A 24,571-nucleotide genomic window follows, 5' to 3' on the forward strand; every position below is an offset into this window, starting at 1 on the left:
TTTACTTTTCCTCCCCATAAGTAAAGTTCATTTCAGCATCCTTGAAGGATGGGTGGTGTTGGTCCTTTTCGGACAGGATCAGGTGGTCAGTTGGCATTGGCCACTTGATGTTTAAGTCAGGATCATCGTAAGCAATTCCCCGGTCAGCATCTGGTGCGTAGTAGCCGTCGACCTTGTAGGCAACGTTAACGTTTGGCGTCAGGGTAACAAAGCCGTGTGCAAAGCCCTTGGGAACCAGCAGTTGCCGGTGATTGTATTCACTTAAAATGAAGCCTTCCCACATACCATAAGCTGGTGACCCCTTCCGGATGTCGACGATGACATCGTAAATGGCCCCAGTAACGGCCCGCAGGAGCTTAGTTTGGGAGTATGGTGCTAATTGGTAGTGCATCCCCCGCAAAACACCGGGTTCTACAGATAGCGACTGGTTATCCTGGGTAAATTCAACGTTGATGCCTGCCGCCTCAAACTTGTTCTTGGTGTAGGTTTCGGTGAAGAAGCCCCGGTGGTCGCCAAAGACATCAGTTTCCACAATCTTTGCATCTGGTAACGTAGTGTCGATAACTTTTAATGACATTTATTTCCTATCTCCTTAGTTTTCCTTAGCCAGCCGTAAGAGGTATTGGCCATAATCATTCTTCTTCAGTGGTTGTGCCAATTGGACAAGCTTATCCTTATCGATGTAACCCATCCGGTAGGCAATTTCCTCAATTGAGGCCACCTTAAGGTTTTGCCGCCGCTCAATCGTTGCGATGAAGTTCGCCGCTTCAAGCATCGAGTCATGAGTCCCGGTATCAAGCCAAGCATAGCCCCGGCCCATCAGCTCAACATCAAGCTTCCCCCGGCGCAGGTACTCCTTATTAACGTCAGTAATCTCAAGTTCACCCCGGGCAGACGGCTTGATATGTTTAGCAATATCAACCACGTTATTGTCGTAGAAGTAAAGCCCCGTAACAGCATAGTTACTCTTCGGGTGGGCGGGCTTTTCCTCAATTGACAAGGCGTGCATCTGGTCATCAAAGTCAACCACCCCAAACCGTTCTGGGTCGTTGACGTGGTAACCAAATACGGTGGCCCCTTCGGTCTTCTTAGCCGCCGCCTGGACAAGCTCGGAAAGACCGGCACCGTAGTAGATGTTATCCCCTAAAATTAAAGCAACTGAATCGTCACCAATGAAGTCAGCGCCGAGGATGAAGGCCTCCGCCAGGCCGTTAGGTTTCTCCTGCACCTTGTAGGTGAAGTGCAGACCAAGGTCTGAACCGTTTCCCAAGAGCTCCTTAAACAGAGGGGTGTATTCGGGAGTCGAGATAACTAAGATATCACGAATCCCCGCCAGCATTAAGGTTGACAATGGATAATAAACCATTGGCTTATCGTATACTGGAATCAACTGCTTGGATATTCCCCGCGTGATTGGGTACAGGCGGGTGCCAGACCCACCAGCTAAAATAATTCCTTTCATAGTGGCCTCCTTAAATGCCAAAATCCATGTTACATTTTATCACACTTAGCAAGGGCCCGTGGTTAAATTCATAGATAAATTAAAAAGGAAGGACGGCACAAAAGCCATTCTTCCTTACTTGTTATAATTAATGAATTGTCACTTTAACCGGGTTGAACCAGTAGTCAATCTTGTTGCCTTCACCATTTTTGGCGTCACTGTACCGGGAGATAATCCGGATTTCGTGACCGTTCAGTGAAGGGTCAAGAGTGGTTGTCATGTCAAAGCCGGACTGAGCATCGTTATAAATATTTGGGTAGACCTTTTGAACATCGTTCCGCGACAAGGAATCTACCATCTGACGTTTGACTTCTCGGTGAGTAGTTGCGTCGTAAATAATAATAAAGTGGTATGGCTTGGCAATGCTCTGGTCAGCTGCATGCCAACCAGTAACATGGAGCTGGTTTCCCTTAACAACGAAAGAATCCAAGTTCCCACGATTTTCAGTGAAGGTTTTTGGAGCAAACCAGTAGTCAACATAGTTTCCTTCACCATTTTGTGAGTCACTGTAACGGGAAATTACCTGAATCTGGTCGCCCGCTAAGGCCGGGTTAAAGTTCAACTTTAAGCTGAAGCCAGACTTATTTGCACCATAAATATTGTAGACCTTGGCAACATCACCACGTGACCCGCTTTCAACAAGGTAACGACCTAATTCCGCATGCTTAGAAGCATCATAAATAATGATATAGTGGTAATTCTTGTTCATGCTTGCATCAGCTGCATGCCAACCAGTAACATGGAGCTGGTTTCCCTTAACAACGAAAGAATCCAAGTTCCCACGATTTTCAGTGAAGGTTTTTGGAGCAAACCAGTAGTCAACATAGTTTCCTTCACCATTTTGTGAGTCACTGTAACGGGAAATTACCTGAATCTGGTCGCCCGCTAAGGCCGGGTTAAAGTTCAACTTTAAGCTGAAGCCAGACTTATTTGCACCATAAATATTGTAGACCTTGGCAACATCACCACGTGACCCGCTTTCAACAAGGTAACGACCTAATTCCGCATGCTTAGAAGCATCATAAATAATGATATAGTGGTAATTCTTGTTCATGCTTGCATCAGCTGCATGCCAACCAGTAATGTTAATTGTTCCCGTTTTAGCGTCCAAACTCATATTATCGAGAGAACCAGTATTAGCATTTAAAGATACAGAATTAAAGTATAAATCCTTGCCTCCATTTGGTTCACCATTAGTGTTATAGGTATAACGAGATACTACTTGAATACTTTTGCCCACAAGATTTGAAGAGTAAGGAACGTTAATATTGAAGCCACCCCAGCCGGAAATATCAGCATTTGGGTATGCATTTTGCACATCTTGACGGTAATCACCATTTACTTCTGTCCTGTAAAATTCATGACCGTTACCATCTAGAAGAATAATAAAGTGGTGCATTTTATTATTATACGAGTCAGATGCATGCCAGCCCCGAATATTAATTTGGCTACCAATCACTGACAGATTATCAATGTGACCAGTATTAACTTCAGCCACTTCACGGTCCCAAGCAGTTAGACCATAGCGTTCAATTACCGCATTTAAACTAACAGCGTAGTAAGGATCAGTTGCGTACCCGTCGGCTTGAATCAAACGGGTAACAGTCCGGTAATCAGTCTGCCATAGTAAGTTATGGTAACGACTGTTAACAGCTAAGAAGCGACCATGGTCTTGGACAGACTCATTGTTGTTGGCGTAAGCCCGAAAGGCATCATTGATGTAGACACTCCGTCCACCGTAAACTTCCCGGGTTGGCATCGTGATGGAATGCCCATTGTAAGAACCTTTAATTCCAAACAAGTTGTGCCCTTGAGTAGCTAGACCAGACTGGCCCCAGCCACTTTCCAAAATTGCTTGAGCAGCGGTAACAGACGGAAGAACACCGTATTGGCGCCAACCGTTCAGGGCTCCATCATGGATACTATTTAAAAAGTTAATGTTCCAGCTAGAAAGGCCGGCAGTATTCAGAGAAGCTGCCCCATTAACCCCATTTGAAGATGAAACTGGGGTTGCGGTTACATTGTACTGGTTAGTAGAGAAACCAGGATTAGTATCAATCACCGGTTTACTATTTGCTTGTTGAACAGCTTGTTCATTTAAACTGACGCCATCATTTGCACCAGCAACCGCCATCTGTGTGCTTGCTTGGGCAGTATTTTGCTGGTTGTTCGTACTTTGATTTAAGTTTTGGTAATTAGTATTTTGACTAGTTGTGTTGACATTGGCAGTTAAAGCTACCTGTTGGTTAGCACTAGTAGTTGTTTGAGTGCTATCAGCTTGCGCATCGGCTTGGAAAAACATTAAAGATGCACCGAAAGTAAATAAAACAGGTAAAACGATTTTAATTCTTGATTGTTTCTTGTTCTTCATTGTGTATTAATATTCCCTCAAATCTAACTAATAATTTAACTTAAACACCATGAATATACTAACATTCTTAAATTACAGCTAAGTTACAAGAGGTTTATAAAAAGGGCCGATAATGAAATATAAAAGAAACAATCTTCCTAAAGGAATTACTAAAAATCAGCCCTATTTATGTTTTTTCTATTTAAGAAAGTCATTATGAAAAACCACTAATAGATAACTAAAAAATACTTTTCCTTTGGGATTCAACCGTTGAGGCACCAACTTCATTACTAACTTCAAATTATTAGATATCGAACTCTTATCTGTAAGTGCCGCATATTTATCAATATAGAGTTGCTGTTTTCCTTCTAAGGATGAAGGATACTCTCGACTAAACTCATAGGCTATATTAACAACACGCTTAACATTAGCACGTTCTTGATCTAAATGTGTTAAACGATAAATAATACGAGGAAGTGTGTTCTTTTTATTACTTCCTACCACATTGTCACTATGCTGTCGATATAGCATAGTCGCTTCATCTAGATAAACTAGTTTACCGAACGCGGACGCTAATAACCCAATCCACCAATCATGCATAAAGATGTTTTGGTAATTAATTTGGTTAAACTTAATTAATGATTTTAATTCATCATTAAATAACATTGTGCATCCCGTTACATAGTTAGTAAATAATAATGATATGAAGTCTGTACAAACCTTACTACCGTTCATTTTTCTAACCGGTGCTAAATTCTGATTAACTATCTCAACGTCTGTAAATACACATACCGGGCCAGGCTCATTTTTACTTAACTCATCAACACTATTCTTAATCTTATTCTCAAGCCAAACATCATCTTGGTCGCTAAACATATAGCAATCGGCCGTAACATTTGCTAACAGTTCCATGAAAGATTTAACAACACCAACGTTTTTTACTCTATTCTTATTAAAAAAGACAATATTATCATAATGGTCAGTATACTTTTCGATAATATTGACAGTTCTATCTTTGGAGCCATCATCCCTAATGTACAGGACCCAATTCTTGTACGATTGATTAATAATGGACTGGATCTGCTCTTCCAAATATTTTTCACCATTATATGTCGACATTAAGACAGCAACCTTTTTATTCATCGCTACACCTATTTTTTAATATTTCTCGAATTGAATCATTAAATCTGGCAATATACCTTTGCGGCAAAAGCTTATTAACAGATTGTTGAATCTCCCTTTGAGCTGGTAATCCACTAGGATTGTTAATAACTCTTTGCATGTACTTTGCCAGTTCCTTTGTATGCCCAAGTTGGTACATCTTGCCATTATGATCATTAATTAACTCATTTGATCCATCTATATCTGACGCAATACAGAAGACACCATGAGACATTGCCTCAGCTATTACCATTGGATAACCTTCAAACTTTGAACACAAAACTAATGCTGAAGCTTCATTTATTTTATCCCATGGTTCATTAACAAATCCGTGGAAAGTAAAACTATCTTTAATACTTTTCTGTTGGGCATATTTCTTAATAACTTCTGCATTAGTCTCGTCACCATAAAGCTCTAATGACCATTCGCCTTTCAGAAGACTACATGCATCTATTAAATCTTGAAGATTCTTTTGTCCATTAAGATCAAGGCGTCCAAGGTAGATAAACCTAGTTTTACTTATTGGCCTTTTAATAACTTTCCCATTAGTGATTATTGGATTATATATTGTATATATTCTAGATTTGTCAACACCATTTTGAATCAACTCTTCTTTAATAGAATTACTAATTGCTAAATAATAATCTGCAGCCTTTAAAAAAAGTGTCTTTACTGGTTTTCTCTTTAACGAATAATGATACCACGATACAATCTTTGTATTTAAAGACAAGCATTTAGTAATATAAAAAGACAAAAACCACATTACTGGGTTTGTTGAAATAACAAAATCAGGTTTTTCTTTCTTCAATACCCTAAACAAGTACCCTGGTAAAAATGTCAAATAGTAAAGCGTTCTTACTATCCTTCGATCACTGATATACTTAATATTTATTTTATCAATTGGTCTCGTCCAGTTATAATCCTGGCTTCCACCAACTGAATAAACAGATATCTCATACTCTTTAGAAACATTGACTTTGTTATATGCCTCAAATAAGTTATGAATAACGGTTTCTGTTCCACCTTTTCCGGTCATAAATGGAACAAAAAGTAATCCTTTTTTCATACCTCATATCCTCCATACTAAGACACTAGTAACTTAATGCCCGTTGACGGTCGGCGTTCCAGTGGGAATAGAATTCACCATAGGACATTGCTTCCTTCCGACCAGTCCACGGGTTGTTGTAGTCGAACCCGTTAGCGTTGTAACCAGTTAAAGCAATGGCATGGTTAACAAAACCATTCATATTGGCCATCCAAACGACAACCAGGTGCCCTTCCCGCAGCTTTTCTTGAATTGCTTGTAGGCTTGTCCCGGTCATCACCTGACTGTGGCCAACGTAGTGGTTAACCACGGGAGCAACCCCAGTTGGGAAAACCCACCAGCCGCTCGGGCTGAATGGATTACCGACGAAGCCAAAGTCACCATTGCTGCTCCGTGGCATCTCATTGGCCAGTTGAATCTTGTTGACATTGTAGCCCGCGTAGCGAAGCATCATCGTGACTGCCGTAATTTCACATCCCGTTGGCAATTCAGGAAGTTGACAAATTACCTCAGCGTTATTAAAGGCTCCCACAATGTTCCCCATTGCGTCGTAGTAGAGTGTTTTGAGACCACTGGTTTGGGCACCGGAGTTAATGGAGACGTTGCCAGAATAATAATCGATGTAGTTCCCATTACCGTTGACATCATCGGTTAGCCGGTCAATAATCCGAACAATCTTGTGCTGGGCACTATCCGGCAGAGCAAATGTTAGTTGGAAGCCGGAGTGGTCACTGTTCAGGATGTAACCAACGGCATTTCCAACGTCCGGTCGGGCCCGGTTAATATCTTGAACCTGGTGGCGAGTCAGTTCATGACCGTTTTGGTCCAGGAAAATCAGCCACTGGTAAGGTTTGCTTGCGGAGACGTTACTTGCGTGCCAACCACTTACGTAGATATTACTACCGTTAACCGTTACCTGGTCGAAGGCTCCCTGGTTACTTGCGTAAGCGGGTGTCCACTGGTCATCCTTATTGCCTTCCCCCTTACTACCATCGCTTGAGAAGCGCAGAACAATTTGCATGTTTTGAGTGATGGTGGTTGGATCAAGCTTAACAAGAGTATTAAAGCCACTCTTCTTACTGTTATAGATTCCACTGTACACCTTGGCAACGTCTGGCCGGTCGTTCAAGGTCAACTGCTGACGGGTAATCTCCTGGTTACCATTTAAGACGATGATGTAAGGGTGACTATCCGAGCCAGAATAGTCACTGACCATCCAGCCGCTAATCTGCAACCCCTGCTTGGTCATCTTCTGACTATCGATGAAGTAGTGGTGCTGGTTTAAGACCTTCGGAGCAGACCAGAAGTCAACGTACTTTCCGTCGCCGCCGTTACCCTTATTACTGGTGGAGTAACGACTAACGATTGAGTAGGAGTGCCCGCCGACTAGTGCATTCTGCAGGCTGAAGCTACCCGTAAAGCCAGAGTTCTTGGCAGTCTTCACGTTTGGGAAGGCCTTAGCAACGTCCTCACGGGTAACCTGTTGGGCGTTTGTCACTGCCACCTGGCTATTGGCGGTGTTGTCAAACAGAATTAGGAAGTGGTTATTTTCAAACTGGGAGACATCATTAGCGTGCCAACCGGTGACATTCACCCGACCACTGCTTAAGTCCCAGCTATCCAGACAACCCTGGTTAGAGAAGTGGCCGTTTGTGATTGGGGCAAAGTAGTAGTCAACATAGTCGCTGTTACCATCGGCGGAACCGGTGTAACGGCTCAATACCTGGAGTTGGTCGTTAAAGTTGAGGTTACCCATGGCAAAGGTGGCCGTGAAACCAGATTGACCGGCCTTGTCAACCCCAGGATAAACCCTAGCAACGTCAGAGCGACTAACAGCCTTAACTAGCTGCCGCCCCACTTCCTTACCGGTTGTCCGGTCGAGAATAATAATGTAGTGGTTATCCTTGTTGGCGGCTCGATTAGTAGCGTGCCAGCCGGACAGTACTAACTGGTTATTCTTAACCACCGCGCTATCCAAGTTCCCGTAGTTATTATGGTCAATGGTCAGTGGAGCAAACCAGTAGTCAACACTATCACCATTTCCCTGCTTATCAGCTGTATAACGGCTGATCAATTGAACACTATTCGTGGTTGGCAGGACTTTTGAAAGATCAAACTGAACTGCAAAGCCGGACTTTTCTGCCCCAGCCACGTTATGCTGTCGCTGAACATCCAGCCGATTAATCCCTTGGTCCGTAATATTCTGTCGGCTGATTTCCCGGTGGTTAGTTTGATCATAGGCAATAATGTAGTGATAAGGCCGAGTAGCCGAACCATTGGTAGCGTGCCAGCCACGGGCGATTAACTGTCCCTGATCATTTACAGCCTGACTATCCATATTGGCGTAGTTTCCTTGATCGTTTGAGTTCACTTTATTCGTTGCTTGATCAGTATTCGCTGCTACCGCAGTTGTAGTTGTAGCACTTGCCTGCGTTGCCTGTTGTCCAACGTTAGTGGATTTTTCAGCAGTTACCGTTTGGTTGGTCGTTGTTACGTCAGCTTGACCATTCACCTGTGATAGCCATAGCGCAAAGCCGCAACTAGTCATCGCCAACGTCGTCATTGCCACGTGCTTGGCATGACTAAAATCAATAATCTTCATGATAATTTTCTCTCCCTAGAAAAAGAGGCCGGGTATTTATACTCGACCTCAAAGACCTATTTAACCATTTAAACCGTTTCGGATAATTTCAAGCGGGTTCAGCCAAGTCCCGTTATTATTAAAGGAGTTGGCTAAATCGTAGTTGAAGTTATGGTTCTTAGTAATCCCAATGTGAACGTGCGAAGTATCCCGAGTACCAATAACGTCACCAACATTAATCTGTTGACCTGGGGTAACGTGGATGTCACCACGACTAGCAAACGCTTCTTGGTAAACGATCAGGTAATCACCGGTATCTTCTAGAACATACCAGTCCAGACCAGCGGTATAACCAACGCTGACAATCTTACCGGAGTGAATTGCTTGAACATGGGCACCGGGGTGGTCATATGAACCGAAGTCAAGACCATCGTGGAAGCCGTTTAGACGGAATTCACCACCAGGGTTAACACCGAACAGCTGAGCACCGGCGAAGTAACCTTCACCAACCGCTGGGAACGGCCAAGCCCATTTATCAGCATGGATAGAAACCGGTTGTGATTCAACATCAACGTAGTCTCCGTTACCATTCACATCGTTAGTAATCCGGTGGATAACCCGGACTGTGTGGTGGTCAAGACTTGTTGGAATGTTGAAGCCAAGTTGGTAACCAGATTTGCCGCTATTGGTAATTGCTGGCTCAGCACTAGCAACATCAGGACGGCTTCGGTTGATATCTAAGACTCGTTGCCGGTATAGCTCCTTACCACTTTCTGCATCGACAAAGATTAAGTATTGATAAGGCTTATTAGCAGATTGGTTGCTAGCGTGCCAACCACTGACATAAATACCATTATCACTAACGTTAATTTGGTCAAAAGAACCAGCATTAGTAGCATAAGTAGTACTGTACTGGTCATCGTAATCACTGTTACCGTCTTCAGCACCGGAGAACCGCATCAAGACTTGAATATTACCAGTAACTTGCGCTGGGTCAAACTTAATGGTGGTATCAAAGCCGCTCTTAAGGCTGTTGTAAACATTTGACTTTGCATTGGCAACATCAGCCCGATTATACAGGTTAACCTTTTGACGGCCAATTTCTTTACCATTTGATAATACAATGATGTAGGCATTGTTACGATTAAGGGAGAAGTCACTGGCCATCCAACCCTTAACATGCAAACCTTCACTGGTCATTTCAATGCTATCCAAGTTATTTTCATGCTTGTTAAATGATGGTAAGCTAAACCACTTATCAGTATACTGACCATCACCGCCGTTACCATTAGCACTCGTTGAATAACGACTTACTAACGAATAAGAGTGCCCAGATGTCAAGTTAAGGTCGCTGAGGTTGAAGCTACCCTTAAAACCTGATTGAGCAGCCGTAATAATAGATGGATAGGCTTTTGCAACATCAGGGCGACTAGTTGTACTGGGCTTAATCGCAGTAACCTGCTTGTTTGCCGTATTATCGAACAGAATCAGGTAGTGGTTGCTTTCCAGTTTGGAAATATCATCAGCATGCCAGCCGGAAACAATTAACTGCTTACCATTGCTGATATCAACACCATCCAGGTTTCCTTGGTTAGTGTAATTACCGTTAGTGATTGGGGTGAAGTAATAGTTAACATCATCGGCAAGTTGAGCATTAGCGTCAGCGCTGTAGCTACTGATGATTTGTAACTGGTGGTTTAAGTTGAGCTTACTCAAGTCAAAATTGACGTTAAAGCCAGATTGATCAGCATTATCAACGTCCGGGTAGGCCTTAGCAACATCCGGCCGACTAACTGCTTTGACCGTTTGACTAGCAACGACCTGCTTGGTTGTCCGGTCGTATACCGAAATGGTGTGGTATGGCTTGTTAGCAGCCAGATTAGTAGCGTTCCAACCAGTAACCTGCAGTTGGTTATTGTTTACCGTCACACTATCAAGGTAAGCATGGTTTTCCTTATCAAAGGTAATCGGCGCAAACCAAAAATCAGTGTAGTTCGAATTACCAGAAGTAGAAGCACTGTAGCGGCTGATAAAGCTAATTGAATCCGCATTAGCCAAGGCATCTGTGGAAAGCTTCAAATTGACGTTAAAGCCGGACTGAGCAGCTCCGTAAACGTTATGGGCCTTTTGCACATCTGGCCGGCTAACCGGATCAGTAACTTGAGTCCGGGTAATTTCAGATTTAGTGGTGTTATCGTAAGCAATGATGTAGTGGTATGGCTTGCCTTCTGAAGAGTTAGTGGCGTTCCAACCAGAAACTTGTAGTTGTCCGTCGTTACCCAGCTTAACAGAATCCAGGTAAGCGTAGTTGCCTTTATCATTTTGATTGTAGTTAGATTCCTGACTATTATCACTAGTCGTTGCAGTAGCGGCAGCAGTGACCGTAGTTGTCGTTACTGAAACAGCGTTATCAGTTGCCGTAGTTGCAGCACTATTTTGAGAATCTGCAGCAGAATTTGTTGCTGAAGCAGTACTGTTTGTTAAAGTAGCAGTATTATTGTCATTATCATTTGAGGTGCCATTAGCACTAGTGTTATTGACTGTTGCCGTCGTCTGGGCATCAGTCTGAGTTTGGTTAGTAGTATCAATCTGATTAGCAGAAACCTTACCGTGCATTAAGAAAAGTGCACTTCCGCAAACGGTGATTGTTGGTAAAATTTTGCTTTTGAAATTCTTAAGGTTAAAAATAATGTTTTCCTCCAAATGTCAAACTTAGGTTGACTTATTAACACTAATAATAAAGATATACGTCCGCGATCCAGATTGCAAATTTTAATAAAAAAGCTAAAAACAGCGATAAAGGCCTAAATGCCAGGCTTTTATCGCTACTTTGCTAAATTTGAGTCAATATATTTTAAAATTCTTGTAACACAGCAGAAACATTTACTTTTTGCTAGTGCGTTTCTTAAGTATTTTTTGTGCCTCATCAATGATAGAGGCTCTTGTGATGATAAGTCCTAACAGGTAGAGCCCTGCACCAACCACAACTTCCAGAACAAGGTTAGAAACGGTCATATTAATTGTCAGGCAAATCCGGTTGACCACAATGTACATGATAAGACCACACAAGAAGTACTTCCACTGTTCGCCAAACAGCCGGCGGCGACTAATGGTGTGCCTAATCATTACCAGTTGACTTGCCGTTACCAAGAATTCCGAGCAAACAGTAGCTACTGCTGCCCCGTTTGCTCCCCATCCTTCAATTAAGAAGAGGTTGAAGATAATGTTACTGACCGCACCAATAGTAACGGAAGTTGTATATTCTTTAACACGGTTAATTGGCATTAAATACTGAGTACCGGTAACGTTACTCCAGGCTATCAAGACGATAATCGGCGCTTCAAGAAACATAATTCTACCAGCGGGAATGAAGTCACCCCCAAGGAACCATGGTGCAAAACGTTCGGAGATTGCCATTAAGCCAAACATCATTGGAACGGAGATGGCGGACACAAAGTTAAAGGAAGAATACAGGCTAGAACGAACTCCCTTTACGTCTCCCTTAGCAAACTTATTAGCAACGTGGGGTAACATTACTGTCCCTGTTGCGGTGACAACAGCTAAGACAAATTTAACTATCTTATCCGCCTGGCCAAAGTTTCCTAAAGCAGTCTGAGTTGACATTCTCCCCAGCATTAACCGGTTTAGAACTAGGTAAACTTGTGTCGTAATTGTTGGAATAAATAACAGAAGCGCTGGGTAGAAGTGTTTAAATGGGTGCCACTTGCTAATGCTTACCCAGACGATATTACCTTTGAGGTACGGCCAGAGAGTAATGTTCCCCACTAATTGCGTTAAGCCCAAGATTGCGATGTACTTCCAAAGGTCATTAACGTTTTTAACAACCGTAAAGATTAACACTAAGGATATCAATCGAACTAGGGTATTTCGAAGAACTGTGACCTTAAAATTCTCAAGTCCCATAAAGTACCAGGAAACATCAAGGCCAGTAGCAATAATCCAAATTCCTTGCAAGAGGAAGTAGTACTTAAAAGTCGTACTGAAAAGAAAAACTGCCGCCAAATAAGCAACCAGCGATACAGAAATTGTTAGCACCTGGAGGGACTCCACCCCCCAAAAGGTCCGTGATCGTTCATACAAGTCATCACGGTGATAAGCGACTTCCCGATTGCCGTAGAGGGTAATCCCCATCTGTCCCATGAGGTAGAAAAAGGTAACCCAGCTGTTGGTATACTCATTAATTCCAACATCATGCGCTCCCAAGACACGTGAAATATAAGGAACCGTAATTAATGGAATTAACATATTCAGGATTTGATATCCCGCATTATACAGATAATTCTTAATTACCTTCATAGTTTAATTGTCAAACTCCTTAGACACGGCCTTTAAAGCAGCAGCAATCACTTGATCCATGTTGTAGTAACGGTATTGACCAAGCCGACCGCCAAAGATAACGTTAGGCTCTTTCTTAGCTAGTTCTTGGTACTTTGTATAGAGTTGGTTATTCCGTTGATTATTAACTGGGTAGTATGGTTCATCCCCCCGGTGCCAATCGGCAGGGTATTCCCGGGTAACAATTGTCTTATTCTTATCACCCTTGCCAAATTCAAAGTGCTTATGTTCAATCACCCGGGTGTATGGTGTCTCTGCATCCGTGTAATTAACAACCGCATTTCCTTGGTAGTTGCCAACGTTCTTCTCTTCCGTTTCAAAACGTAAGCTCCGGTATTCCAACTCACCAAGCTGGTAGTCAAAGAACTGGTCAATCGTCCCGGTGAAGACAATCCGTGGATAGTCTTTCAGGTACTCGTCTTTCTTGGTAAAGAAGTCAGCATTGGTTTCAACGTCAATCAGGTCACTATCCAACATCTTTTCGACAATTTGGGTGTAACCACCGATTGGAATACCTTGGTAATCATCATTGAAGTAGTTGTTATCATAAGTCAGACGAACTGGCAGACGTCGAATGATGAAAGCTGGCAAGTCCGTTGCCTTTTGTCCCCACTGCTTTTCGGTATAGCCTTTGATTAGCTTTTCGTAGATGTCACGACCAATCAAAGAAATAGCTTGTTCCTCAAGGTTCTGCGGTTCCTTACCTGCCATCTCTTGCCGTTGCTCATTAATCTTGGCCAGGGCCTCAGCAGGTGTCTTTACCCCCCACATCTTATTGAAGGTGTTCATATTAAAAGGAAGGTTGTAGATTTCGCCCTTGTAATTAGCAATCGGGCTATTAGTGTAACGGTTAAAGTTCGCAAACTGGTTAACATAGTCCCAAACTCGCTTGTTGGAAGTATGAAAAATGTGGGCGCCATATTGGTGAACCTGGATGCCGTCCACTTCCTTGGTATAAATATTTCCCGCAACATGGGGACGCTTGTCAATTACCTTGACATGCTTGCCACGTTCGGCAGCCTCGTAAGCAAAGGTTGCACCGAACAAGCCAGTACCAACAACTAGATAATCATATTTTTTCATGATAAATTTCCTTCAATCATTTCAGTTTTATACAAGTATTTTACTATTGTTTTAAATATCAGCAACTCCCCTTATTTTCATTGATGGTCAAAGAGGTTAGTGTTAAAATGCATATTGATTTGTGTCACATGTGTTTTTAATCAATTAACATTGTGGACGGATATTTCTTACAAATGCTATAATTATACTATTAAACATTTCAATAGTATAGTTTGCAAATTAAAAATATAGGAGAGACATCTTAACATGAAAAAATTACAACGCTTTGTTTGCTCTGGAATTTTAGTTCTGACATTAGCGTTCGGACTAGCTGGTTGCGGATCCAACCATAACTCTTCTAAGTCGGCAACCTCAAAAGACCGGGTAACTAAGGTTACAAAGCATAAGAAGAGTCATGAGAATAAGAAGCAATCCTCTTCAAAGGCTACTAACAAGAAGTCATCAAGTTCAAGTGATAGTCAATCAGAAGAAGATAGTAGTTCATCAAGCGCTGCAAATAATAGCGTAACGACTAATAAGAGTAACAACAGTGCTACTAGTGAAAGTTCATCAATTACTAGTCACAAACAATTAGGCTTGAGTGATGTTGCCGTTTGGACTGATAAAAACGGTATCACCCATCACGTTGATAGTGATGGGATGGACCGGCAGACTTCACCTAACCAATCTGGTACAACCTACAAAGACTGGTCCGGTAGTTTACCAAGCAATGCACAGATTGTTCATCATAACTAATTAGCTTTTAATAATGATTATATAAAAGAAAGACACAAGTTGTAAATTTAGCAACTTGTGTCTTTCTTTTAAAGAATATCATCTAACATACTCAACTTTAGGATTAACCCTTTGTCCCTCTTTAGTTGAATGAATTATGATATTTACACACCGGAATACAGTCAATCGGAATACAGTCAATACTGTCAGTGATAACGTTACTACCACTATTTAATCACTTATGAATAATAAAGATGTCTTATTCAGAAAATAATTGTCTTGGTAGATTGTAAAATTTAAGTTGAACATTTAAGTGGACAGAAAAACCCATCAAGGTCTTTAATGGTGTTACCGCACAATCCATTAGAAAGAAGGACCTTGATGAGCACCACTATTTTATCATTCCAGAACCGTGTTGTCATTGAAACGCTTCATAATGAAGGACGTTCCTTGCGATACATCGCTAATTACTTAGGCTTTAGTAAAACCACAGTCTTTAACGAACTTCACCGGCTAAATAGTGAGTACAAGGCTGAGCTAGCGCAAACTGACTTTGAACGCAAGGTTAGTCAACGGGGGCGGAAGTCTTCGCTCACTAAAAACCTTAAACACTTGATCGAAGAAAAGATTCAAGTCCAGAAGTGGTCCCCTGAACAAGTTGCCCATGTGGTTGGGATTGCCTACAAGACGGTCTATAACTGGATTGATCAAGGATGGCTTGATATACAGTTGCCCGATTTGCCTGATCATGGAATGCGTCGTCATCGTGCTAAAGAAAAGCGTGGTACGTTCAGTCACGGCCGCTCCATTGAGGAGCGGCCTCATAAAGTCGAAACTCGCCAGGAATTCGGCCACTTTGAAGCTGATACCGTACTTTCTGGCAAACGTAAAGGTCAAGCTGTGGCTACTTTTGTGGAGCGTAAGAGTCGCCTGACAATTGTTAAACGGCTCCATGGTCGCGACAGTCAGTCCATGACTCAAGCCGTACTTGAACTAGCTAGTCAACTTCAAGACAAGCTCAAGACGCTTACCGTAGATCATGGTAAAGAGTTCGCTAACTACCAGGCAATTGAGCAGCGAACTGGTACTCCGGTTTATTTTGCTCATGCTTATTCACCACATGAACGCGGCAGTAATGAGAACCGTAACCGAGTTTTACGACGCTTTATTCCCAAAGGCCAAGCCATTGAAGAGTTAAGCGATCACAAGCTGATTCAAATCAATTGGTATCTGAATTCCCGGCCACTTAAATGTCTTAATTGGCATACACCAATCGAGATCTTCCTGCTTAATCTACGTCACTAAATTCGTTCAAGTTATTTCTTGCAATCTGCCTCTTAATAAAGACCGTATGTATTCTTTTTAACTACTACACAATCACAGCTACGCTACCGACTTTTATACATATAAGTTCTCATGGTTTCAAGCCTAAATACAATAAGTCTTTATAAAAAAAAGTTATTAGGTAAACAAAAAATAAGCATCCACCTATTGTTCTTTCTTGGGGCGGGCACTGAATACCCAGTAATAAGTTATGCAAAAAACTACTCTTGTTAACTAACTGACTATACCTTTTTACATATTCTTTATCTTTACCACTTAGTTCCTCAATATAGTTATGAGAGAATTCGTTAATCATAGTAATGTTTTTACGCATTTGTAATCTATCATAATCATAATGAGTTAAACGATGAAAGAGCCATCCAATTGTATTTTTCTTCTGACTGCCATCAACATTATCACCGTGCTGCCTATATAACATTGTAGACTTTTTCAAATATACTAGCTTACCAAATTGAGAAGCAATCAGTGCCACCCACCAATCGTGCATTACAACATTTTGATACCTAATGTTATCAAATTTTATCTTATTCTTTAATCCATTATTAATCATTACAGTGCAACCAGTTACACAGTTACTAAATAAAACCTTTTGAAATGATGACCAAACTCTTTTGGGCTCAGTTACTACTTCATTTTTTAAGGTTTTATCAACAGCTGTTAAGTTTGTGTGTACACAAATTGGTAAGTTATCATATGGTTCTGACAACATTAAATGCAAAGTATCAAGAACTTTATTCTCCTTCCAATAGTCGTCCTGATCAGCAAACATATAAAAGTCAGCGTTAACTTTTTGCAGCAATTCTAAGAAAGAGTGGACAACACCATAGTTTTCAATATTGTCTTTATTAAAGAAAACAATATTATCATATTTTTTAGAATATTCCTCTATAATCTTTACAGTCTGATCGTTAGAACCATCATCACGAATGTATAGTATCCAGTTAGAATAACTTTGGTGAATTATCGAATCAATCTGTTGTCTTATATATAATTCGCCATTATATGTTGACATCAAGATAGCAACTTTAAAATCTTTCAAGGTCTCATTCTCCAGTAAATTTAAACCGTCTTCTTCAGTATGTTTAAAACATAATTTCTGTTCATCTTTTCAGTTTCAAAAACTGGTAGGTACTTTACTCTAGATTTATTTTTGCAAATCCAAACATTAAGCAACCGCTCCGCTAAGAATCCATAAAGTCTCTGTTGATAGTCATCGTAGTTAGAAACATCGGTTTTCTTCTCAACAGCGAAAAGAATTTTAAACAGCCATTCACAATATAAGTTTAATTGCTCATGGGTGGTGTAAAACATATTGTAAAAAGAACCGGTTGACCTATGCTTCATAACTTCTCCAAAAGCATCAGAATATTCTGGAGTTAAGTTACGTATCGTTGCTTCAGTAACTTCTAAATCATGAAGATTATGGTTACTTGCAAATTGATTCCAAAGAGTACCATCCCCTCCATGTTCTGGTTGAGACAGGATCCACTGATAACCATCAGATAAGATTCTGTCTAACTTTTTTACTGATATAATTTTAGTGTTATTTCTTAACAAAAGGTTCAGGTACATTATTTTCCGATTAGCGCAGTCAGAAAAAAAACGACGGTAATGAGAAATTCCTACTTTATTATCATTTGAATGTTTCCATATCCAGTACAACCCGGTCTCTTCACAAAAATACTTATTTTTTTGAGATATATTATCTCCTATATTATCCGTTAAAAAATTATACTTATTCTTTTTATTGTAGGCTCCTACTAATAATGGAACATAGCCTTTTTGTAAACTATGATAGTTAAAATCTTTGTGGGTAATTACATAAACAACCATTTAATGTTTCCTCATTAATTATACTTACAGCGGTTAACTTTAACTTTTGTCGTACATAACCTCACTACTTTTTCTCCTTAACAATATAAATTGGCCGATGCTTGGTCTGCATATAAATTTTACCAATATAACGGCCAACAATCCCTAAACAGAAGAGCTGGACACCACCAATAAATAACATAATACATACCAGTGAGGCCCAACCAAACGCACTGCCGTTAGGCGCAATAAAGTGGCGCACGATTACGACAATGATACCAATTACGGCTATAAAGGCGGAAAAGCCCCCAATCCAGGTCGCAATCGCCAACGGGGCCTCGGAAAAGTCGGTAATCCCGTCAATAGCATACCTAAACAGCTTCCAGGTTGACCAATCGGTTGTTCCAGCAACCCGCTCCACGTTCTTATATGGCAGGTACTTGGTCTTAAAACCGACCCAGTTAAAGATTCCCTTAGAGAACCGGTTGTACTCCTTCAGTGAAAGAACCGCGTCGACCATTTGCCGGGTCATCATCCGGTAGTCACGTGCTCCCGAGACAATCTTAGTATCAGAAATGCGGTTGATTACATTGTAAAACTGATCACTTAAGAAAGACTTAACCTTTGCCTCACCCTTCCGGTCAGTCCGCCTCATCCCCACACAGTCGTATTCGCCAGACGAGACATAGTCATACATCTCTGGCAGGTACTTCGGTGGGTCCTGGAGGTCCACATCCATCACAACCACGTAATCACCGGTCGTTGCCTCCAGTCCGGCGTATAAGCCGGCCTCCTTACCGAAATTCCGGGAGAAGGAGACGTAGTGCACACGTTCCGGATCCCTTTCGTGGAGCTTCCGCATCTCAGTCAATGTATTGTCAGCCGAACCATCGTTGACAAACCAGTATTCAACCTCAACCGGCATTTTCTGGACAACTTTTTCCACTGCTGGATAAAACAACGGGACGGTCTCCTCTTCGTTGTAGCACGGTACGACGATCGATAACTTTGCCACTTCAGATTCCCCCTACTTTCTTAGGCATGGCCAGTAATCTTGCGTAAGATAAACTTGCCGCCCTTTTTGAACCAGTTGGTGTGTTCCATGAAGACATACTTCACCTCAACCGTTGAATACTGAGTGTTCTTATCCAGCCAGGTATCCAAGAGTAACTCACTCAGAAATCCGTATACTCGCTTCTCGTATGCCGAATAGTTGCTAATATCAGTCCGCTTTTCCACTTCTGCCAAGACCGCAAACATCCACGTGCAGTATTCATTAAGCGGCTGTTTCTTCATTACGAACATGTTAAACATGTGCGCCCAGGTCCGCTTCACAACCTTTTCGAAGGATGGCAGGTATTCTGGGTACTGCTCCCTAATCACCTGCCGCATCACCTCAAATGGCTCATGGTGGTGGGCATGTAAGTAGTGTGACTCATTACTTTCAATGTAATAACGCCGCTTGGGTGGTAAAATGATATCATGATTGGTTAGTAGGGTTTCTGCCTGTTTTTTAGACAAAACGTCATCCAGGGACTTACGGTGGTTCATACTAAGGTACCGCCGGTAATGGACAAGTCCCATGGCATCTAAATCAAGGTTCTTCCAGCCCCAGTAAATGGCCGTCAACTCATTATAAGTCGGGTTCTTGACGGAAATATTGTCGCCCGTATTGTCCCCCTGGAATGTATGGTTAACATCCGGGTGAATTTCCTTACCCACAAATACGGGTAAATAAAGGCTGTCTTTGGGCATCGCATAGTTCTTATGCGCTGCGACAAGTACTTTCACATCCACTTTCGTTTCTCCTTGTCTTACTTAGTACGCACCATTTGGCACAATCATTACTTTTACCGTTTCAAACATGATCTTTAGATCGAGCCAGATTGACCGTTCTTGAATATAGGTCAGGTCAAGGCGGACCATTTCGTCAAAATCGACGTCGTTTCTGCCACCAACCTGCCACATTCCCGTGGCACCCGGCTTAACCATCAAGCGTTGCTTATCATACTCAGTATATTCAGCGACTTCACCGACCAGCGGCGGCCGGGGGCCAACGATGCTCATCGACCCGCCGACTACGTTAACTAGTTGGGGAAGCTCATCAAGGCTATATTTCCGAATAAAACGACCCACTCGTGTGATGCGTGGATCGTTCTTCATTTTAAACATTGCCCCGTTAACTTCATTTTTACTCCGCAACTTCGCCAACAATTCATCCGCATTAGTAACCATTGAACGAAATTTAAACATTCTAAAGTGCTTACCATCCTTACCTACTCGAATCTGGGTATAAAAGATGGGGCCTTTGGGGTCATCAATCTTGATACAGATTGCAATGATCAAGAATAATGGGCTCAAAATAACCACCGCAATTGATGAAGCGACAATGTCAAAAAGCCGTTTGATGAAGCGGTAGCCATACTGATGATTTAGTTGTTGTTCATTAATATGAATCTTCATTTTCTTTTCTCTTTAAACCTTAGTAATATATCTTACCTATAATACCAGTATTCTCTTCGTTAGGAAAGTCCCTCCTGTTTTTCACTCAGCCAGTGCTGCACGGCATCCAGGTCAAAGCCCTTCCGGTACATTGCCTGCTTGAACCGCCGCTCCCGATCCAATCCAGTGTAGCGACGATAGCGGCGCCAGACCTTCTCCGCCTGGCTAGCTAAGAGGTCCGCCTGGTGGTCGGGGTCCGCTGCGGGCTCAACCTGGTCCTTGATCTGGTCAAATAGGTCACTGGAGTAACCCTTAGTCATCAGCCCCTGCCGGACTTTCTGTTCCCGGCGGAAAGTTGGTTGGTTACGGTACCGCTTGAATAACTTTTTAGCAAGCTTACTAGCATTTTCTACTTGCTGGGCGTTGGTGAAGTTGGCCAGGGCCGCGTCAATGTCATTTTCCCCAACCTTTTTCATACGAAGATGCCGGCGGATGACACCGGGGCCCTTCAGGCTAGTGGTCATCATCGTTTGGACATAGGATAGTGCGTACTGGTGGTCATCCACCAGGCGGTGTTCCCGGAGCTTGGCCATGATGGGGTCCACAAATTCCGGTGGTGTCTCAAGGTCATGGAGCTTTTTTTCGACCTCGCTCTCGCTCCGCATCTGATAGGATAAGTAGTCGAGAATCTTTGCGTAGGCCTGGGCCTGTTGGTCGGCAGTTGTGACCCGCCTGATAAGGTCCTGATCGACTTCCATCCCCTTCATCAAACGGAACTTCACTAAGACGCTCTCCGCCACGGGAAAGGCGTACTTGCCATCTACATAGACATTATAGCGACCACGCCGCTTCTGTGCTGTAATTTTAGAAATCTTCGCCATTTTTTAAGATTCACCCTTCATTTTTTCCGTTCTGAATCGTTTATATAAGTGTAAGCAGTGGCCACTACTTATGAAAAACACAATAAAGGAGTGCTCAACATGAGTATGGAACGTCAATTTAAGTCTGCCAAAGTCCAGTTAACATTAGTCGGAGATAAGCATCCCAAGGGCATCAAGCGCCTCTTCAACAACGTCTCCCAAAATGTCTCTGGTGAACAGCTGGCAATTGTTGGCTCTGCCATCGAAAGCCTGACCGGCGAAAAGTGCACCGCCACTAACATCATCACTACTGACCAGTTCATCACCGCTGAATAAACTTAAAGAAAGGAACTTTCTCAAATGCGAACTCTTAATTTAACTTTCAAGGGCAACCTTGGTAAAAAGCACCTCTTAAAGCTCAGCTACGCTAGTGAAAACCTCTCCGCCGATGCCGTCCGCCAGGCAATGGACCAAATTGCTAACGCCCACGCCTTCAGTAAGGGCGACGAGGAGGACATCTACGCCAAGCCAATCGCCGCCAAGTACGTTGATACCGTCTCCACCGTCCTCTTTAACGACGAAAAGAAAGAAGCACCAGCTGCTTAGCAAAGCATGGTACCACCTATAAGATAAGTTGGGCGCCAACGTTCGGGATTTCCCCGCGTTGGGGCCCATTTTTATTTGCGTTTTCGCCGTTCCTCGCGGTCAATGATTTGCCAGAAGTGTTCCCGTTCGCGCAGGACCCCTTCGTGAGCTTCCTGGAGAGTAGCGTTTAGCACCGCCCCAAGCATTATGACGTAGCCGGACAGGTCCAGCCAGATCATCATCGCGATGAAGGCCCCAATCGTCTTGTAGGAAATCACACTGTGACGGAAGAAGACCGTGTAGTAGGAAAAGAGCCGGGACAATCCCATCCACAAAAGGGCGGCCAAAAGCGCCCCGGCCGCAGCATAGCGGAGGTGAACCTTAGCGTTGGGCACGAAGTAGTACAACAGGGTCAACGCTAAAAAGAGGACCGCAAAGGTAACCGGCCACCGCAGTGAGCTAAATAGGTAGATGTAACTCCGGTTAAAGCGCAGAAACGGCTGGATACTCTTTAAGATCTGTTCACCAAATCCGTAAAGGAGGACGATGATGAAAATAACGGCGAGGACAACGATCATCCAGATAAAGGAAACCACCCGGTTAATCACCGGGTTCTGGTTGCGGGCCACCCCATAGGTCAGGTTAACTGACCGCTGGAAGGCCGCAATCCCCTGACTGGTCGACCAGAGAGCAATCAAGGCCCCAGTCGTCAGTAAGCCCCCACTCCCCCGGCGGAGGAAGTCAAAAATCAGGGGCCGGATAAACTCATAGACTGACGTGGGAACCGCTGATTGGAGGTAGGCCAAGACCGTATTGGCATCCAGCCCCATCATTGGTAGGAGGTTTCCAATCACCAGGACGGCTGGGAAAATCGATAATAAGGTATAGTAGGCCAACATGGCCGCCGAACTCGATATCTGGGCCATGGTGAAGTGCCGCATCAAGAGCAGCACGAAGTTCTTAAATTTCCCCGGTTCCTTACTCATGGTATTCTCCCTTTAATAGTATAGGGACATTATAGCAAATAATAATGGGTAGTGGACGATAATACAAAGAAACGCGGCTAACGAAAATGAACGTCAGTCGCGTTTTGATTTAATAAATTATTTATTAGCACGCCGCTTCTTGGCCGCAATCTGGTAGAAGACCAGGGCCACAATCGCAAAGAAGATTGGTCCGGCGAGTGTCCAGAAGGCGGTTTGGTAATCTTTCTCCAGCAGTGGTTGCATGAAGGTGAAGATGATCCCACAAGCCAGGATCAGTTCCACAAAGACAACCAAGACGTTCGTCCAGAACCGGTTCTTAAAGATTACAAATGGCCGGTCGAGGTTCTTTTTGGCCTTAAAGAATGGGAAGGCGCCAATCAGGAAGATGTATGGGAAACAGGTTGAAACGTTGGCCATATCAGTCAAGATCAGGTAGAATTTTTGGGCAGCCGATCCTCCAAAGGCAACCAGGAAGACGATAACACAAACGACAATTGCTTGCAGCCACATGGCGTTAGCCGGCATGTCGGCCTTGTTGAGCTTGGTCAGCTTCTTTGGCCACAAATCTGGGTTAGACCCAATGATGAAGGCCTTAATTGGTGAGTACATCAAGATAAAGAGGGCGCCCAAGAAGCCTAGCGTCTGTGCCAAGGCAACAATCCGGGTCATGATTACCCCGAAAGTCAGTGCCGCCGCGTGGGACCAACCGAGTGATGTCCCCATCGTAACGCCCAGGTAGTTAAAGACCACGTAAGTAACGTTTCCTAGGTTAACACTACTCTTGGTTAAATCATGCTGGTAATTTACGGACCACCCTAGCATGAAGATCATCAAAACATAGGCACCAATCGTGAATACACTGGCGATAATCAAGCCGCGTGGGAAAGTCTTTTCTGGGTTCTTCATGCTATCAGTAACGGAACCCAATGATTCCATCCCCCCGTAAGCAAAGATCGCGTAGGCGACAAATGAAATAATGGCAATTGGACTCTGGAACTGGGGATTCGGTGAAGTGATGAAGGAACTAACACCGTGGATTGGTTCCTTCAAGACCCCCTTATCAGCAATCAGAACGATGAAACTGACAACGACGAAGATAATATTAACGGCAATGGTGAAGATTCCACCAAGTGAACCAACCTTGGCGATGGAGTTCATCCCCCGCGAGCTCAGGAAGGTAACGACCAGGATCATGATGATCCCTAACACCCCGATGAACTGCGTCGAAGTCAGTCCAAAAGCGTGCCACTGTTGGGTAGTATCCTTACCAAAAATCAGTGCGGAGAAGGTGATCCAAATCCGTGAAGCTGTCGAAACCATCCAGACGATCCAGGATGCCAACCAAACGAAGGTCCCCATGAAGGCAATCCGTTCACCGACGGAACCCGCCAACCAGGAGTAGATCCCTCCTTTGGCATCCTTAAATGTCGAACCATATTCAGCCATCATTAAGCCGCATGGGAAGAAGAAACAAATCCCCGCCAGTGCGTACCAGATAATACTACCGTAGCCCATTTGTAAGTAGGCGTTTGAAACATTACCAAAACCGAAGATAGCGGTAATGATCATCGTGACCAAGCCAAAGGTAGTAATAATTTTTTTATTACCACTCTGTTCTTCCAATATCCTATTCCTCCATAAATACTCATAATCTTAAATAAAATTAAGAAATTATTTAATAAAATAAGTATAGTTCACTTTTTGAATATTTGAAGAGTTTACAGGCCTTTTTAATCAAACTCTAATCAAAA

Annotated in this window: 21 protein-coding genes; 4 read left to right on the plus strand and 17 right to left on the minus strand. The window is 42.9% G+C overall.

The features are described 5' to 3' along the window. Position 1 precedes the first annotated feature (1 nt). The 9 genes from rfbC to glf all read right to left on the minus strand — a co-directional run bounded on the left by rfbC (position 2) and on the right by glf (position 14,077). Entirely contained in the window at positions 2-577 is a 576-nt protein-coding gene (gene rfbC, locus KZE55_RS07325; protein ID WP_222257967.1) for a dTDP-4-dehydrorhamnose 3,5-epimerase, read from the minus strand. A 15-nt stretch (positions 578-592) separates the two neighbouring features. Continuing rightward, positions 593-1,462 (minus strand): glucose-1-phosphate thymidylyltransferase RfbA, encoded by an 870-nt coding sequence (gene rfbA / locus KZE55_RS07330; RefSeq protein ID WP_222257968.1) that lies wholly within the window; start codon positions 1,460-1,462, stop codon positions 593-595. Between the two features lie 127 nt (positions 1,463-1,589). Then, positions 1,590-3,872, minus strand: a complete 2,283-nt coding sequence (locus tag KZE55_RS07335; RefSeq protein WP_222257969.1) for a glycoside hydrolase family 73 protein — start codon at positions 3,870-3,872, stop codon at positions 1,590-1,592. Between the two features lie 177 nt (positions 3,873-4,049). Next, the gene (locus KZE55_RS07340; RefSeq protein ID WP_222257970.1) at positions 4,050-4,994 is read right to left on the minus strand and encodes a glycosyltransferase family 2 protein; all 945 of its coding nucleotides are present in this window, start codon (positions 4,992-4,994) and stop codon (positions 4,050-4,052) included. Continuing rightward, positions 4,987-6,078 (minus strand): glycosyltransferase, encoded by a 1,092-nt coding sequence (locus tag KZE55_RS07345; protein WP_222257971.1) that lies wholly within the window; start codon positions 6,076-6,078, stop codon positions 4,987-4,989. The genes KZE55_RS07340 and KZE55_RS07345 overlap by 8 nt, the downstream gene beginning before the upstream one ends. Before the next feature lie 25 nt (positions 6,079-6,103). Continuing rightward, a complete protein-coding gene (locus KZE55_RS07350; RefSeq protein WP_261313224.1) occupies positions 6,104-8,659 on the minus strand; it encodes a C39 family peptidase in 2,556 nt (851 codons plus the stop codon). A 60-nt stretch (positions 8,660-8,719) separates the two neighbouring features. Beyond that, entirely contained in the window at positions 8,720-11,254 is a 2,535-nt protein-coding gene (locus tag KZE55_RS07355; protein WP_222257972.1) for a M23 family metallopeptidase, read from the minus strand. A 267-nt stretch (positions 11,255-11,521) separates the two neighbouring features. Further along, a complete protein-coding gene (locus KZE55_RS07360) occupies positions 11,522-12,955 on the minus strand; it encodes a flippase (protein ID WP_222257973.1) in 1,434 nt (477 codons plus the stop codon). Positions 12,956-12,958: 3 nt separating this feature from the next. Beyond that, entirely contained in the window at positions 12,959-14,077 is a 1,119-nt protein-coding gene (gene glf, locus KZE55_RS07365) for a UDP-galactopyranose mutase (RefSeq protein WP_222257974.1), read from the minus strand. Positions 14,078-14,323: 246 nt separating this feature from the next. Between glf and KZE55_RS07370 the strand changes: the two genes are divergently transcribed. Together KZE55_RS07370 and KZE55_RS07375 are read left to right on the plus strand one after the other, a co-directional pair. Then, complete coding sequence (locus tag KZE55_RS07370; protein WP_222257975.1) at positions 14,324-14,812, plus strand: hypothetical protein; 489 nt, start codon at positions 14,324-14,326, stop codon at positions 14,810-14,812. A 360-nt stretch (positions 14,813-15,172) separates the two neighbouring features. Further along, complete coding sequence (locus tag KZE55_RS07375) at positions 15,173-16,096, plus strand: IS30 family transposase (RefSeq protein ID WP_222257976.1); 924 nt, start codon at positions 15,173-15,175, stop codon at positions 16,094-16,096. Between the two features lie 109 nt (positions 16,097-16,205). On the opposite strand, the gene KZE55_RS07380 is transcribed toward KZE55_RS07375, so the two are convergent. From KZE55_RS07380 to recX, 6 genes are all read right to left on the minus strand, one after another. Further along, on the minus strand, positions 16,206-17,174 hold the full coding sequence (locus KZE55_RS07380) for a glycosyltransferase family 2 protein (protein ID WP_261313225.1): 969 nt from the start codon (positions 17,172-17,174) through the stop codon (positions 16,206-16,208). A 20-nt stretch (positions 17,175-17,194) separates the two neighbouring features. After that, a complete protein-coding gene (locus KZE55_RS07385; protein WP_222257977.1) occupies positions 17,195-17,968 on the minus strand; it encodes a DUF4422 domain-containing protein in 774 nt (257 codons plus the stop codon). A 64-nt stretch (positions 17,969-18,032) separates the two neighbouring features. Then, on the minus strand, positions 18,033-18,962 hold the full coding sequence (locus KZE55_RS07390) for a glycosyltransferase family 2 protein (protein WP_222257978.1): 930 nt from the start codon (positions 18,960-18,962) through the stop codon (positions 18,033-18,035). Positions 18,963-18,982: 20 nt separating this feature from the next. Continuing rightward, on the minus strand, positions 18,983-19,744 hold the full coding sequence (locus KZE55_RS07395) for a DUF4422 domain-containing protein (protein ID WP_222257979.1): 762 nt from the start codon (positions 19,742-19,744) through the stop codon (positions 18,983-18,985). A 21-nt stretch (positions 19,745-19,765) separates the two neighbouring features. Then, a complete protein-coding gene (locus tag KZE55_RS07400) occupies positions 19,766-20,410 on the minus strand; it encodes a sugar transferase (RefSeq protein ID WP_222257980.1) in 645 nt (214 codons plus the stop codon). Positions 20,411-20,469: 59 nt separating this feature from the next. Further along, complete coding sequence (recX, locus tag KZE55_RS07405; protein ID WP_222257981.1) at positions 20,470-21,270, minus strand: recombination regulator RecX; 801 nt, start codon at positions 21,268-21,270, stop codon at positions 20,470-20,472. Positions 21,271-21,369: 99 nt separating this feature from the next. Between recX and KZE55_RS07410 the strand changes: the two genes are divergently transcribed. Beyond that, complete coding sequence (locus KZE55_RS07410) at positions 21,370-21,585, plus strand: DUF1659 domain-containing protein (RefSeq protein ID WP_047768091.1); 216 nt, start codon at positions 21,370-21,372, stop codon at positions 21,583-21,585. A gap of 24 nt (positions 21,586-21,609) precedes the next feature. Next, complete coding sequence (locus KZE55_RS07415; protein WP_047768089.1) at positions 21,610-21,855, plus strand: DUF2922 domain-containing protein; 246 nt, start codon at positions 21,610-21,612, stop codon at positions 21,853-21,855. Positions 21,856-21,926: 71 nt separating this feature from the next. On the opposite strand, the gene KZE55_RS07420 is transcribed toward KZE55_RS07415, so the two are convergent. Both KZE55_RS07420 and yjeM read right to left on the minus strand, forming a co-directional pair. Further along, positions 21,927-22,820, minus strand: coding sequence for a YihY/virulence factor BrkB family protein (locus tag KZE55_RS07420; RefSeq protein WP_222257982.1), 894 nt, complete (start codon positions 22,818-22,820; stop codon positions 21,927-21,929). 117 nt (positions 22,821-22,937) lie between these two features. Continuing rightward, positions 22,938-24,443: a glutamate/gamma-aminobutyrate family transporter YjeM gene (gene yjeM / locus KZE55_RS07425; protein WP_222257983.1), complete on the minus strand. Its 1,506-nt coding sequence runs from the start codon at positions 24,441-24,443 to the stop codon at positions 22,938-22,940. Between the last annotated feature and the right edge of the window lie 128 nt (positions 24,444-24,571).

The sequence above is a fragment of the Limosilactobacillus panis genome, assembly GCF_019797825.1.
Classification (GTDB): Bacteria; Bacillota; Bacilli; order Lactobacillales; family Lactobacillaceae; genus Limosilactobacillus; species Limosilactobacillus panis_A.